Source organism: Methanomicrobium sp., from assembly GCF_055145805.1.
Genome location: NZ_JBSREC010000117.1, coordinates 1 through 13,271, shown reverse-complemented (window position 1 = coordinate 13,271; position 13,271 = coordinate 1). Strand labels below are relative to the sequence as shown.

At 38.1% G+C, this 13,271-nt stretch carries 14 protein-coding genes; 8 read left to right on the top strand and 6 right to left on the bottom strand.

Translation table 11 applies throughout. The features are described 5' to 3' along the window. Nucleotides 1-1,618 (bottom strand): anaerobic ribonucleoside-triphosphate reductase (gene nrdD / locus ACTB1O_RS10950; protein WP_462995175.1); only part of this gene is annotated, 1,618 nt, incomplete at its 3' end. 3 nt (nt 1,619-1,621) lie between these two features. Continuing rightward, a complete protein-coding gene (locus ACTB1O_RS10945) occupies nt 1,622-1,891 on the bottom strand; it encodes a glutaredoxin family protein (RefSeq protein ID WP_462995174.1) in 270 nt (89 codons plus the stop codon). Nucleotides 1,892-2,057: 166 nt separating this feature from the next. On the opposite strand from ACTB1O_RS10945, the gene thpR reads away from it, so the two are divergent. The 5 genes from thpR to ACTB1O_RS10920 all read left to right on the top strand — a co-directional run bounded on the left by thpR (nt 2,058) and on the right by ACTB1O_RS10920 (nt 7,938). Further along, nucleotides 2,058-2,603, top strand: coding sequence for an RNA 2',3'-cyclic phosphodiesterase (gene thpR / locus ACTB1O_RS10940; RefSeq protein WP_462995173.1), 546 nt, complete (start codon nt 2,058-2,060; stop codon nt 2,601-2,603). Beyond that, nucleotides 2,603-3,967, top strand: a complete 1,365-nt coding sequence (gene cca / locus ACTB1O_RS10935; RefSeq protein ID WP_462995172.1) for a CCA tRNA nucleotidyltransferase — start codon at nt 2,603-2,605, stop codon at nt 3,965-3,967. The genes thpR and cca overlap by 1 nt, the downstream gene beginning before the upstream one ends. A 278-nt stretch (nt 3,968-4,245) precedes the next feature. Beyond that, complete coding sequence (locus ACTB1O_RS10930) at nt 4,246-5,259, top strand: PhoU domain-containing protein (RefSeq protein ID WP_462995171.1); 1,014 nt, start codon at nt 4,246-4,248, stop codon at nt 5,257-5,259. 155 nt (nt 5,260-5,414) lie between these two features. Further along, nucleotides 5,415-6,737 (top strand): glutamine synthetase family protein, encoded by a 1,323-nt coding sequence (locus tag ACTB1O_RS10925; protein WP_462995170.1) that lies wholly within the window; start codon nt 5,415-5,417, stop codon nt 6,735-6,737. Nucleotides 6,738-6,987: 250 nt separating this feature from the next. After that, nucleotides 6,988-7,938 carry a DUF128 domain-containing protein gene (locus ACTB1O_RS10920; RefSeq protein ID WP_462995169.1) on the top strand — a complete coding sequence of 317 codons (951 nt, stop codon included), beginning with the start codon at nt 6,988-6,990 and terminating at the stop codon, nt 7,936-7,938. Between the two features lie 5 nt (nt 7,939-7,943). Here the strand turns inward: ACTB1O_RS10920 and ACTB1O_RS10915 are convergent, their stop codons facing one another. Next, nucleotides 7,944-8,690 carry a DUF128 domain-containing protein gene (locus tag ACTB1O_RS10915; RefSeq protein WP_462995168.1) on the bottom strand — a complete coding sequence of 249 codons (747 nt, stop codon included), beginning with the start codon at nt 8,688-8,690 and terminating at the stop codon, nt 7,944-7,946. A gap of 282 nt (nt 8,691-8,972) precedes the next feature. Between ACTB1O_RS10915 and ACTB1O_RS10910 the strand changes: the two genes are divergently transcribed. From ACTB1O_RS10910 to ACTB1O_RS10900, 3 genes are read left to right on the top strand one after another with little or no spacing between them, the layout of a single operon-like run. Next, nucleotides 8,973-9,491 (top strand): YeeE/YedE thiosulfate transporter family protein, encoded by a 519-nt coding sequence (locus tag ACTB1O_RS10910; RefSeq protein WP_462995167.1) that lies wholly within the window; start codon nt 8,973-8,975, stop codon nt 9,489-9,491. Continuing rightward, a complete protein-coding gene (locus ACTB1O_RS10905; RefSeq protein WP_462995166.1) occupies nt 9,492-10,049 on the top strand; it encodes a YeeE/YedE thiosulfate transporter family protein in 558 nt (185 codons plus the stop codon). A 50-nt stretch (nt 10,050-10,099) separates the two neighbouring features. Continuing rightward, nucleotides 10,100-10,837 carry a DUF169 domain-containing protein gene (locus ACTB1O_RS10900; RefSeq protein ID WP_462995165.1) on the top strand — a complete coding sequence of 246 codons (738 nt, stop codon included), beginning with the start codon at nt 10,100-10,102 and terminating at the stop codon, nt 10,835-10,837. A gap of 42 nt (nt 10,838-10,879) precedes the next feature. Here the strand turns inward: ACTB1O_RS10900 and ACTB1O_RS10895 are convergent, their stop codons facing one another. From ACTB1O_RS10895 to ACTB1O_RS10885, 3 genes are all read right to left on the bottom strand, one after another. Beyond that, entirely contained in the window at nt 10,880-11,185 is a 306-nt protein-coding gene (locus tag ACTB1O_RS10895) for a hypothetical protein (protein ID WP_462995164.1), read from the bottom strand. A 335-nt stretch (nt 11,186-11,520) separates the two neighbouring features. Further along, nucleotides 11,521-12,540 (bottom strand): Coenzyme F420 hydrogenase/dehydrogenase, beta subunit C-terminal domain, encoded by a 1,020-nt coding sequence (locus tag ACTB1O_RS10890; RefSeq protein WP_462995163.1) that lies wholly within the window; start codon nt 12,538-12,540, stop codon nt 11,521-11,523. Nucleotides 12,541-12,546: 6 nt separating this feature from the next. Beyond that, nucleotides 12,547-13,271: GltB/FmdC/FwdC-like GXGXG domain-containing protein (locus tag ACTB1O_RS10885; RefSeq protein ID WP_462995162.1), on the bottom strand; the 725-nt coding region annotated here is incomplete at its 5' end.

Sequence of the window (13,271 nt, the reverse complement as noted above, 5' to 3'; positions counted from 1 at the left end):
CCATCTCATTTACGCCAACTATTCCAATTGTATATACAAGTCCTTCAAGATCAACAGCAACAGGACCTCGTATCTCTCCATTAGGATCATTTGGATCTTTTGGACACTGCATTGCAAAAGGCATCCTTCCCTTTGTCCGTATATTTTCCATCCATCTCCTTTTTATCTTAAATATCTCAGTTGCAACATCCATCAGTTTTTTCAGCTCTGCAAAAAGCCTTTCATCATCTCCTTCAGCCTTATATGCAGCCCGCGGGCAGTTTATGGAAATTACCAGCCAGGAACCCATTGAAAAATGATGGCCGTCTTTGAAATACATCTTATCTTCAAACAGATCATCCTCATTTGCCAGTGATGAAAACTGATATGCACAGCACTGATAACAGGATATCCCCTCTCCTGCCCCTCTGTATGCAGGAATCTGGTTATCATAATAAGGTGTACCAAACTTTGAGGCAAGCTCAAACGTCATCAGATAAAGTTCATTATATGTTGGAATGTCCGGATTTTCCCTGTTGAAATCCTCATTCTCGGACATGAAATCAGGTTCAACACTGATCTCAGGCTTGGGGAAATTAAAGGGTTTTCCCCAGTAATCTCCTTCAAGCATAACTTCCATCAAAGCCTTAAAAAGAAGACGTACCTCTTTCTCAAATTCTCCATAAAGCCTCTCCGGCGCCTGTTTTCCATCCCAAACCTTACCCTTATATACACAGGGCTTATCCCGCCAGAGTTTTGGAACACCCGGAGATAACTGAACAGATGAGAATACAACCTGGCCCCCGCGTGCAACCATCATCTGAGTCATTTCATAGACAAACATCTGCATGTGCTGCTTTATGCAGTCATAGTCCTTTCCTTCAAAGAAAGGCGCCATAAATGTAAGGAAGTTGTAATAACCCTGCCCTCCGGCGAAGTTTGTCTGTGCGCTCCCAAGTGCCTTTACTGCATGAAGAATTGCAACCTCAGGCCTTTTGGCAGGTCCCGCCACAGATGCCTTTGTGCCGTTTCCGTCAGGCATAAGTCCGTAATATAAGAAATATCTCAGATCCCAGTCCTGACAGAAAGGACGGGTCCCAAAATACTCCAAATCATGGATATGCAGATCGCCGGAGAGATGAAAATCTGCCAGTTCGGGAGGCATCTGTAATAGATATTGTTCCTTACTGATTTTGTCCGCTTTTTTCTTATGCGAGGTCTCTGCATTCTCCTGGAGATTTGCATTGTCTTTTGCCTCAAACCCTCTTCCGACATCTATAAGATGGGCATCATATACAGGCGTACCCACCCTTGTCGACACATTTCTGTAAGGTATCAGATCATGTTCAAGAAGAGAGATATTTACAATTTCACGGATTAAAGGACCTGAAAGGAATTTAAGGTTGAGTTTTTTTATCTTCTGTTCAACATTAAATGCAATTCTTCTGGCAGTCTCCTCATCTATAGACTCCCCCCCGTAGAACTCCTCAACAAGTTTTGTCTCTTCTAATAACTGCTGAACAATCCTCTCACGGTTCCATTCAAGTATAAGACCACGCGAGGTGCGTACTTTTGGAAGTGAAGGTACTGCAAAGCCTTCCAGAGTCTGCTGCAGGGATTGCCTGTTTTCCCTTTCCATAAATTATTCACCCTTGCAGAGGCGAAGTATCTCTTCTTCCCTTAAAGAACCACTCTTAAATAGTTCCGGAGAAGTCAGAAATTTGTCACCCGCCTGAAGAACAGGAGCCTCTCTTACAAAGACGTTGTTTAATCTGAGTTCAGTCATGTTTGCCGGCTCTGCAAGATCAAGTTCATGATACGAAATACCATTTTCCTTAAGCAAAACTTTCAGTAATTCACAGTTTGGACAAACTTCAAGAGAATATACAACTATTTTTTGATTATCGGACACTAAAAAAATCCCCCAATCGGTGATTGTATGATAGTTGTTTTTGTGAAATAAAAAGTCTGTTGTTTTACACAGAGTTGTCAATCAGATTCAATAAAAATACAAATATTCATTCTTTGGAAAATATATGTCAACAGATTTAGAAGGAGGAGTGCGTATATAATAAATAATGACCAGGGTTTTTGTCGCAATAGAACTTCCTTTGGATATCAAGAAAAAAATTTCCGAAATAGATAATATTATTTCAGAAACAGAAGCAAAATTAAATGTTGTCAGTCCGGATATTTCACACATTACCCTGAAATTTATTGGAGATGTAGACGGAAAGAAACTTGAAGAGATAAAAAAATATCTTGCAGGGATCAAATACACAAAATATGAAATAAATATGAGAGGTATTTCTTTTAACAGCATCAAATCACCCCGCGTTATCTGGATTAACGGTTATGATGATGGTATGTCATCCTCACTGGCAGAGATTATAGATGACGGCCTTGCATCATTAGATATAGGTATAGTAAAAGAGAACCGCCCCTTTAAGCCACATGCAACTGTTGCACGAATAAAAAAATATCACCCCTCACTTAAAGCTATAATCAAATTACTGTCAGATAAGAATCTGGGTGAATTTGAGGTTTCGGGCTTAAAGCTTAAAAAAAGCACACTAACCCCGCAGGGTCCGGTATATGAAGATATTATGGAGGTTTCGTTTTAATGCATACCGAATGTGAAAAAAGGATTCTCGAACTGATAAGACCAAATAAACAGGAAAAAAAAGAAATATGGAAATTAGCGGATGAGCTTAAAGCCTCTGTTGATAAAAGCGGCATTGCAAAAGGAATGGTTGTGGGTTCTGTTGCCCGCGACACATGGGTCTCGGGAGACAAGGATCTGGATATTTTTATGCTTTTTGATCCTTCACTTTCAAGAGAAGAACTTGAAGAGAAAGGTCTGGGACTTGCCAGGGACATTGCACTTTCGTTTAATGGTGAGATAGTCGAGAAGTATGCCGAACATCCATACATCAATGCAAACATAAGTGGTTTTGATATTGATCTTGTTCCATGTTATGCAGTTTTAAATGCCCAGGAAATACAAAGTGCGGTTGACAGAACACCTTTTCACACGCGATATATAAAAGAGAGAATAAACACTCATACAGATGATGTATTACTTTTAAAGCAGTTTTCAAAAGCATGCGGAGTTTATGGTTCTGACCAGATGACTGAAGGTTTTGCAGGTTATCTTTGTGAAATATTTATCCTGTATTACGGAAATTTTTCAGAATGTATAAACGCAGCAGCAAAGTGGCATCCGGGAATAATAATTGATCTGGAAAGACATCAGGCAAAAGAATTTGATGATCCACTTGCTGTAATAGATCCTGTCGATCCGCGGAGAAATGTTGCGGCATCCCTCTCTTCAACACGAATGTATGAATTTTCAGAGTTTGCAAGGGGATATCTGACACACCCCTCCTGCGATTTTTTCACCAGAAAAAATACATCCAGAATATCCAAAGAGGAATTTTCAGAAAAAATTAAAAAGAGAGGAACATCTTTCTACAGTATTGTATTTGACACGCCGGGTATCATTCCGGATATAATAGTGCCACAATTAAGAAAGAGTATCCATTCTGTTTCAGGCCTTCTTGAAAGAAACGGCTTTTCTGTAAACAGAGCTGATTCCTTCATGGGTGAAACAAAATGCATTCTTTTGTTTGAATTATTAACAGACCAACTCCCCGATATTGAGAAAAGAGCAGGACCTCTTGTGTGGGATGACAAAAATTCTGAAAAATTTATTTCAAAACATTTGGGAAAAACATATTCAGGACCATACATCCATGAAAACAGGTACTATGTTGAAATTCACCGAAAATATCCGGATGCATTACAGCTTTTAAACTCTGATGATCTAAAAGAATCAGGTCTCGGAAAACATGTAAAAAAATCAGTTTTTTCCAGTGTTTCAATATTAAAAAATACTGAATGCTGGAGTGACGAATTTTCCGTATTTTTATCGGACTTTATTGAGAAAAAATCTCCATTCTCAGATCTTCTTTTAAAAAACAAATAATTATATAAATTTTTAGAAAAAATCTCAAACCCCAAAAATTTAATTTTACCCCTTAAATTTACTCCATAAATATTTTGATCACATTAAATCAGGATTTTGTTTAATAAAATAATTTGGAGATTAATTCCTTCATTCTGACTTTTTTTTACTTCCAGGATGAAAATCCCAGAGAGATATATATAGGAAATAAATTCAATATATAGATCGATGAATTGTAAAACAACTTTATTTATATATAACAAATATTTGACATTGCGACTTTAAAAGGAGATTAATTCATGGAAATAAGAAAAGTTCAGATAACAGGAGGCTCTTCATATATTATTTCTCTTCCAAAAGGGTGGATTAAAGACTCAGGAATCGAAAAAAACGATCCTCTTGGATTAATTATACAGCCTGACGGATCACTCACCGTAACTCCAAAGATCACAGGCAAAATTGCCGAAAGAGTGAAGATATTCAACCTTAAAAATATTGAGGATTCCGAACATCTCTTCCGCCTGCTGATCGGAGCATATGTAACCGGCTTTAATACAATCAAAATTGTATCATCTGCGAGAATACCCTCTTTTGCCCACAAAGCAGTCAGGATGTTTATTCAGGCATCTATAGGTCAGGAAATATCAGTAGAGACCGAAAAGAGCATTATAATAAAAGATCTTTTAAATCCCGGCGAGATGCCATTTGAGAACGTGATCTCAAGAATGTATGTAATAATTGAAGGTATGCTTAGGGATGCAATATTTGCTCTGAAAACAAGAGATAAAAATCTTGCAGAAGATGTAATATCCAGAGATCGTGATGTTAACAAACTTTACTGGCTGATATCCCGACAATACAATCTTCTTTTAAGAAATGTCTCTTTGTCACGGGAAATGGGAATGGATGTTGAGATGGCCCTTCATTATCTTCAGGTTTCAAGAGTTATGGAACGTGCAGGAAACCAGGTGGTAAATATTACAGAAAACATCCAGAATTTGATGTTTATCTCTCTTGAACGTAAAACAATAGATAATTTGCAGGCATTAACCTCAGAGGCTATGGAAATATTTCATTCAGGAATTGATACATTCTTTAAAAAGAATCTCAACGGAACAAATGAAACTCTCTTAAAAGTGGAAATCTTCAATAAAAAATGTAACAAAGCAAGTAAAGATCTTTTTAATACAGGGCGATCAGGAATTGTTTCTATTGGATATATATATGAAAATTTAAAGAGAATCAATGAATATGCCGGCGTTATCTGCGAAACATCCATCAATTATATTGTGATGGATAATTCCCAAATTTAAATTTTTATTAGTCTGAATTAAAATTTAAATTTCAAATTAATATATGATATTAGAATATTGATCTAATTTTTTTGACTATAGATCTATATAGAATATTGAGTATCTAAATTGACAATGACGAGAAATATAAATATGAGATCTTATTATTTATGATCATGACAGATGTTTCAAAAATGCTACAGAAAATAAAGGACGATAATGTAAAATTTATCCGTCTTCAGTTTTCCGACATCCAGGGGCAGATAAAAAATGTAGCCATCCCGGAGATACAGGCAGAAAAAGCACTTACCAACGGAATTTCATTTGACGGTTCCTCAATTGAAGGATTTGCACGAATCGAAGAGTCTGATATGGTATTAAAACCGGATCTTAACACATATGCACTACTGCCATGGAGATCAAAAGATGAATGTGCTGCACGTTTTATCTGTGATGTGCATATGCCTGACGGCACACCTTTTGAGGGCGACCCCCGCTATATCCTAAAAAAGCAGCTCAAAGAAGCAGCAGACATGGGATATACATTTAATATCGGCCCTGAACTGGAATTCTTCCTATTCAAAATGGTAAACGGGGAACCCACAACAGAATTTAAAGATCATGGAGGATACTTCGACCTTGCACCTACAGACCTGGCTGAAGACGTCCGCCGCGATATTATCATTGCGCTAACCGAAATGGGATTTGAAATTGAAGCATCCCACCACGAGGTTGCAGAATCACAACATGAAATTGACTTTAAATATGGTGATGCATTAAAAACAGCAGATAATGTTGTAACATTCAGATTTGTAACAAAAACCATTGCTCTTTCAAATAATATGCATGCAACATTTATGGCAAAACCCGTATATGGCATAAACGGAAGCGGTATGCACACCAACTGCTCACTCTTTAAAGATGGAAAGAATGCATTTTATGATCCGGAAGCACCACTCGAACTTTCAGAGACTTCAATGCAGTTTGTTGCAGGTGTTCTCAGCCACATAAATGCTATTACACGCATTGGAAATCCAACCGTCAACTCATATAAGCGACTTGTTCCGGGATATGAAGCTCCTGTTTATATTGCCTGGAGTGCTTCAAACCGTACAGCTTTAATCCGTGTTCCTGCACCAAGAGGAAATTCAACACGCATTGAACTGCGAAGTCCGGATCCAACATGTAATCCTTACCTGCTGTTTGCAGCAATTCTTGCAGCCGGTATAGAAGGAATTAAAAAAGATATGCAGCCACCCGCAAGTGAAAATCAAAATATCTTTGCAATGTCAGAAGAGGAAAGAAATCAGGGACATATCAAAACCCTCCCAAAAGATCTTTACACTGCCAACAAAAAATTTGTTGAGGATGAACTCATCTGTAAAGCATTTGGAGAACATGTAGTAACAGGCATAGATAACATCGCCAAAATAGAATGGGATTCATTCTGCACCGCAGTACACCCCTGGGAAGTAGAACAGTACCTTACCAGATATTAACATCCTAAATTTTTTCCTGAAAAAAAGCATTTCCACTTATGTCTGAAAAATAAATAACAGATAAAATAATTATACCAATAATTATCATTTCAAAATATTTCAAAAATAATCTTATAATTCCCTCTTTTATCGATAAGTTATTATAATTCATTAATTCAATAGTTCTATATTTCCGATAAATCAATTGCAGAATTTTTTTTAAATATGATATTTCATCTATAAAATAATTTAAGGAGATTTTTGAAGTAATATGAGTTTTGTTAAATCAGAAAGGAAATGCATTGAGATATTAAGATTATTAAAAGAATATCAGGAACCGGTGGGTGCCAAACGTCTGTCTGAACTTATGGAAGGTCATGGTTTCACACTTACGGACAGAGCAGTCCAGTATTATCTCAGTTATCTTGATGAAATGGGGTTTACAACAAAAGTAGGCAACAAAGGCAGAATCCTCACCACAGCAGGAATTTCCGAGACCGAACGGGCCCTGGTCGATGAAAGAATTGGTTTTATTATATCAAAACTTGAAAAACTTGCATTTAAAAGCAATTTTAATCCGGAAACAGGAACCGGAAATGTAGCCTATAATCTATCCTTTGTACCTCATGAACAGGTTGATTCTGTGTCAAAAGCTTTTGATGAAGTGATTAAGGAAAAATACAGTTTTTTTTCATCCTATAAGATAATTGACAACGATCCACGGATCCCTCAGGGACATTCCGGAATAATAACTGTTTGCAGCATAACTATGGATAGTGTGCTTCAAAAAGGAGGTATACCCATAAAAATGGCTTTTGGAGGCACAATGGGAATTGAAAACTATAAACCAACCGGATTTCAGGATTTAATAGGATATAAAGGAACAACTGTTGATCCACTTCTGCTTTTTATAAATGCAGGAATGACATCCATAGGCTCAGTTATTAAAACAGGAAAAGGAACAGTTCTTGCAAATGTTCGTGAGGTCCCGGAGACTGCAGAGAACTCCATAAATGAGGTTTTAGCATCAATGAGAAGATCAGGATTTATTTTTCCGGTCATCATGGGAAAAGGAGTATTAAATGTACGTCCTGATCCCTACAGAACATCGATTGTGGCATACAGCGGAATGAATCTTATAGGATATGCTATTGAAAAAGGAATGAATCTAAAAACAGAAATTGGAGCAGGTATTATCCCTTATTCCAGTTTTGAACTTTAAATTTTTTAATAATCACCCAGATATTCAAGCATTGAAATGTCTATCATCCCTTTCATGGAATGAACTTCCGCCCATTTACCTGTCTCTTTGAATGCTGCTATTGGATTTGTCCCGCCGATCATTGCAACCCCCTGATAATTTGGTGTTACCGGAACACCCAGAAGAGATGAATTCGGAACACCCACATCTAAAATCCCGCTAAAACCTGCTGAATTGAGATCTTCAAAAACTTCAAATACTGTAGACTCAGACTCCATATGAAATTCACGTATATTTGCCATTATTATCCCGCTCCCCTCATTTATAACATTCATAACAGAGGTATTTCCAAGTGATATCATGACAGTAATTGGATCAATTGTTGTATATTCATACTGTATCATTGCTGTAAAACGGCGTGGAACAAGCTTTTCAACCTCAACAAGCCCCCCCCCTATTGGATTCACAGGAACTCCCCTCTGATACAATATTGAATCCAAAATCAGACTGCACATGGTGCATATCCCGATATGACCAGAAGGAACTTTGTAAGATTCAAATTCTGTACCTTCTTCGGCAAAAAGCACTCTGTCGCTCACACAAAGTCCTGCATCGTATGATTCCTTAAATATTTTAATTGCTGCTTCAAGATCTTCAGATTTTATGAGGGATAAATTATATATGACATCCCCTGTGTTTTCCAGGGGATTATAGGTCATTTCAAGGGCATTCTCCTCGATTTTATGATTGACAAACTTTAGTGAATTTTGCATATTTTATTCCCTTTTCCATTTGATTACAGATATCAATTAATATATACTCAGATATCTGTGATTTTAATCTTATTATTGATACCCATTATGATTCTTCTAAAAAACAGGTTTATTCCAGGTACTGATCTTTCAAAATTCAGAACTTCCTGATTAATATACCAGATCATTAAAAAGATCGTCCGGTAAAATATTTTTTCCCCATTTCAACATTAATTAAAAAGAACAGAATTTTGCAGATATATTTATATAAGTTTATTCAGAATGGACAGGTAAGGTAAAATAATGCTTGAGATGCTTACCCAGGTGACATGGTCGCCATATATAGCAGGAGCAGGCATAGGAGTTTTGAGCTGGCTCGCATTTCTTCTCTCAGACAAACCCCTTGGCTGTTCTACTTCTTATTTCAGAACTTTTGGCATAATAAAAAAAATTGTGAACAAAAAGGGCATGGATGAAAATCCCTATTATAAAAAGTACAAACCGCAGATTGAATGGCAATGGATGCTTGTCCTCGGAATTATTATTGGTGCGTTTATATCATCAACATTTTCAGGAATTTTTGAACTGACATGGGTACCGGACATGTTTGCAGCACGTTTTGGAAACAGTCCGATAACAAGAATCATAGTTGCCCTTATTGGCGGTATTCTGATGGGGATTGGTGCACGCTGGGCAGGTGGCTGTACAAGCGGTCATGGAATTTCAGGCACTTCACAACTTTCAATAACAAGCATACTTGCAGTCATATTCATGTTTGCAGGCGGAATTACGACTGCAATGCTCATATACGGGGTGGCCTGAATGTATGAGAATCTTCATAAAAACAAAACCATCCAGCTAATTTTGGGCCTTTTTATGGGCATAGGATTTGGTTTCCTGCTTCAGAAGAGCGGTGTTACAAACTACGATGTTATAATCAATCAGCTTTTACTTGTGGATTTCACTGTTGTCAAAGTAATTGCAGCAGCCGTTCTTGTCGGGATGCCGGGGATATATCTTCTTCAGCACTACGGATATGCAGGAAATCATATTTCAAAAGGGTCTTTAGGAACCACAGTTATTGGAGGGCTCATATTTGGAGCGGGTTTTGCAGTGCTGGGTCTTTGTCCGGGAACAGTTGCCGGCGCCGTAGGGCAGGGTTCTCTGGATGCACTTTTTGGGGGTATGATTGGAATCATAATCGGGACAGGAATATTTGCAACAATATACCCTAAAATAAGTGACGGAATCTTACAATATAAACCCATAAAATATGAAACGCTCTATGAAATGCTGGGAGTGAAACCGACATACATGATAGTTTTCTGCCTTATTGCAGGAGTCATCTTTTTGTATGCCCTCGAATACATCGGATTGTAATGATGCAAAATACTAAATGCATAAAAATGAAGAGTTGGAGTTGATTAAAAATGAAAGATGAAATGCAAAAAAAACTGAATTATGAAGAGATCTCAAAAGTCCTTATTGAAACACTTAATCTTCCGCAGCCACCTGTTGCAGTAAAATTTGCAAAATCTCCGGAAGGGATTCCTGAAGGTGTTAATGAAATTGAAGATCCTGCCAGGCACTGTCAGATGATTGCAATGGCTGCACTGGAGGGAAAGATATTCTATGCAACAGGAAGCAAACATACATGTGCCGGCGGAGCATGGGCTCTGGGAGTAAAAGAGATCACACCATCACTCCAGACAGGAGAGTTCTATTACAAACTTGGTAAATATGAATCCTGGGCATCCTGCATGAGAACAATAGGAAGTGTCCCCCATTATCACAAGATAGCATCCACAGAGCCTGCAACATATGCAACAGTCTATGCTCCGCTTGGAAAGACACCGTTTGATCCACATGTAGTGGTTATTGTCGCACCTCCTGTAATAATGCTCAAATTTGCACAGGCCATTCTTTATAAAATGGGCGGCAGGATTCATTCAGAGTTCTCCGGCATCCAGTCAGTATGTGCAGATGCATGTACGCAACCATATCTTACCGGAAAAGCAAATATCTCACTTGGATGTGACGGTTCAAGGAAATTTTCAGGTATAAACGATGATCTTATGGTTATGGGGATTCCGGCTGAAATGATTGAAGAGATTGCAGAAGCAATTCCTATTGTATCCGGAGCACCGGGTTCAAAGACAAAAAAATAATCTTTTCATTAATTTTTTCCAAAATATTTAAAATACCAATACTTATTCACTAATTCCTTTTTTATCGGTTCTTTCCTTTGCCCTGGTTATCTCTGTATACAATGATACAAGAGAGATGCTTATCAGATTCAGGGTTGTTGCAAAATACCAGAGATATGACTCAAAAGTTGTGAAACGAATTATCCAGCCGGACCAGAGCATAAAACATATTATGGAAAAAGAAAGTAATGTATCCAAAGCCAGAAAAACCGCAGGCATATCAAATACCCTTCCAATCTGAGCTATTGCACAATATTCAAAATAGTCCTTTTTATGAATATTATTTAGCAGTATTTTACCTAGATTCATTAAAATATCAAACCCGGCCCACAAAATAATAATCTGCCCAAATAGCACAAGAACAAAATATGATTCAGCAACTCCATATCTGAATGCTATCACCCCAAATAATAATTTGAAGATACAAAAGGGAATGCCTATTGTTAAACCCAGAAACAGAGGGGTTTTAAAAAAATCCCCGACATTATTATTCTGAAATGAAAATTTACTAAAAAACATTTGATAAGCTACCATCCTGAAGAGATAATACTCTGTCAAAATGAACTTATAAACACTTCATAAAAAATAAAAATAATCTGAAAAAAAAGAGAACTACCTCTATAAAAATACATTAATATTATAAATTAATTTTTTCGGAGTGACTTTTTTTCAGCCAGTTTTTCCACAGGAACAAGGTCAACATCACCGGTTATTGTAATTAGTCCGTTCCTTTCAGCACTGTCAACAAAACCAAGCCCCGTATCGGTCCTGATTACAAGAGCTGTATATCCATCCGGACTTCCAACTGAACCTGCTGATATATCTGAGTCCACTGCAGTAAGATCTGTGCATACACTGCAACCGGGACGAATTGTATCTTCCAGCTGAGAAAGCGGAATTATTTCCTTTGAATCGTCTGTTAAGGTTATCTCAAGCTTCCCCTTAACATCCATTCTTTTTATATTCCAGGTATCTATGTTTAACTCTGACTTCAGTTTTCCCTCCATAAGTTTATGATAGTCAAAGGTTTCTGTGCAGAAAAGTCCGAATATGAGGCGAATTGCCTTACCAAATGGCATAACCAAATCGTTCTGACTCTCTTTCATGAGTCTTAATGCAGATGCGGCACAGGGAGTTCCGACAACAGCAATATTTGCATATTTTTTCCTTATTACAGCTTCAGAAAGCGCCATTAAAACAGGTGTCCACCAGTTGTAACGGCTTCCGGCAGTTGCAATCATAGCCTCCTCAGATGTAATCAGAACAGACTGTGGCCTCTGAGTCCAGCTATCCTGTGACACAGTAACAACAGCATCAACAATTCCTGTTTTCAGGGCATTTGCCAGAATTGCAGTAACTGCTCCGCCACTCTGTCTTCCGGGAACATCAGCAACTGATTTTACTGCATTTATCTGGATATACTCTCCAAGCATCTCCCTTTTTCTGGCGGATTCTTCAGTTCTCGGACATACTGAATAACAGGCCCCACAGGGCACTGAATCTTCCAAATCCTTACAGTAGCCGGTATTTACAGGTGCCTGATTATCCTCTCCGGTAAAGATAATTGCATCTGCAGGACATACGGCACAGCACGCCCCGCATCCTGAGCATCTTCCCGTATCCCAGACTTCCTCTTTTAAATTTTCATAATTTTTTCGGGACATTTTATCTCACTCCCAACAGTATTTATTTGCAAATGGCCTTGAGCTTGCAGGAATAATCTTTATAAATTCTGATTTGAGAATTTTTTCTGAATCAAGATCAAAATATTTAGAAAATTCTTTTACATAATATGATATATCCTCAAGATCACCGGCATTGAGTTTTTCTGTTTCTGCTCCAACCCCTAACTTTGAATCATCAATATCTCCTCTTAATATTATCCTGCCCCCATGGATACCACTCCCTATCCCCCTCTCATCAACAGGTTTTTTCCCATTCAGCCCAAGAACCATCAGTAGTCCACCGGCCATATACTCACCAAGAAAAGCACGGGCACTTCCTCCGACAATAAGCACAGGCCTTTTATCCTGATACTCCTTCATGTGAATCCCGCCACGATAGCCAATATCATCCCTGACATAGACCTCTCCTCCTCTCATGCTGTGAGCAGTCGCATCTCCCCCGCTCCCGTGTATAATTATTTTCCCTGAGTCCATCGTATTTCCCGGAGCATGGTCGCAGTTACCGTGAACAGTAATTTCAGGGCCACTCATAAACATACCCAGATCTCCCCCGGGGACTCCGTTAACGGTAATTTTAACGTTGTCACCACGAAGGCCGTTACCTATAAACCGGTGACCAAGGACGTTGTCAATTGTTATATCGGTAACTCCGTCTGCAACAGCCTTCCTCAGCATTATATTCAGAGGAGTATAGTGGACGCCTTTTGCAT

Excerpts from the sequence above, each read along its gene's own strand:
- ACTB1O_RS10925 (WP_462995170.1), top strand. The coding sequence starts at position 5,415 with ATGACAGATGTTTCAAAAATGCTACAGAAAATAAAGGACGATAATGTA.
- ACTB1O_RS10920 (WP_462995169.1), top strand. The coding sequence starts at position 6,988 with ATGAGTTTTGTTAAATCAGAAAGGAAATGCATTGAGATATTAAGATTA.
- ACTB1O_RS10900 (WP_462995165.1), top strand. The coding sequence starts at position 10,100 with ATGAAAGATGAAATGCAAAAAAAACTGAATTATGAAGAGATCTCAAAA.
- thpR (WP_462995173.1), top strand. The coding sequence starts at position 2,058 with ATGACCAGGGTTTTTGTCGCAATAGAACTTCCTTTGGATATCAAGAAA.
- ACTB1O_RS10930 (WP_462995171.1), top strand. The coding sequence starts at position 4,246 with ATGGAAATAAGAAAAGTTCAGATAACAGGAGGCTCTTCATATATTATT.
- ACTB1O_RS10905 (WP_462995166.1), top strand. The coding sequence starts at position 9,492 with ATGTATGAGAATCTTCATAAAAACAAAACCATCCAGCTAATTTTGGGC.
- ACTB1O_RS10915 (WP_462995168.1), bottom strand. The coding sequence starts at position 8,690 with ATGCAAAATTCACTAAAGTTTGTCAATCATAAAATCGAGGAGAATGCC.
- ACTB1O_RS10890 (WP_462995163.1), bottom strand. The coding sequence starts at position 12,540 with ATGTCCCGAAAAAATTATGAAAATTTAAAAGAGGAAGTCTGGGATACG.
- cca (WP_462995172.1), top strand. The coding sequence starts at position 2,603 with ATGCATACCGAATGTGAAAAAAGGATTCTCGAACTGATAAGACCAAAT.
- ACTB1O_RS10895 (WP_462995164.1), bottom strand. The coding sequence starts at position 11,185 with ATGAATCTAGGTAAAATACTGCTAAATAATATTCATAAAAAGGACTAT.
- ACTB1O_RS10910 (WP_462995167.1), top strand. The coding sequence starts at position 8,973 with ATGCTTGAGATGCTTACCCAGGTGACATGGTCGCCATATATAGCAGGA.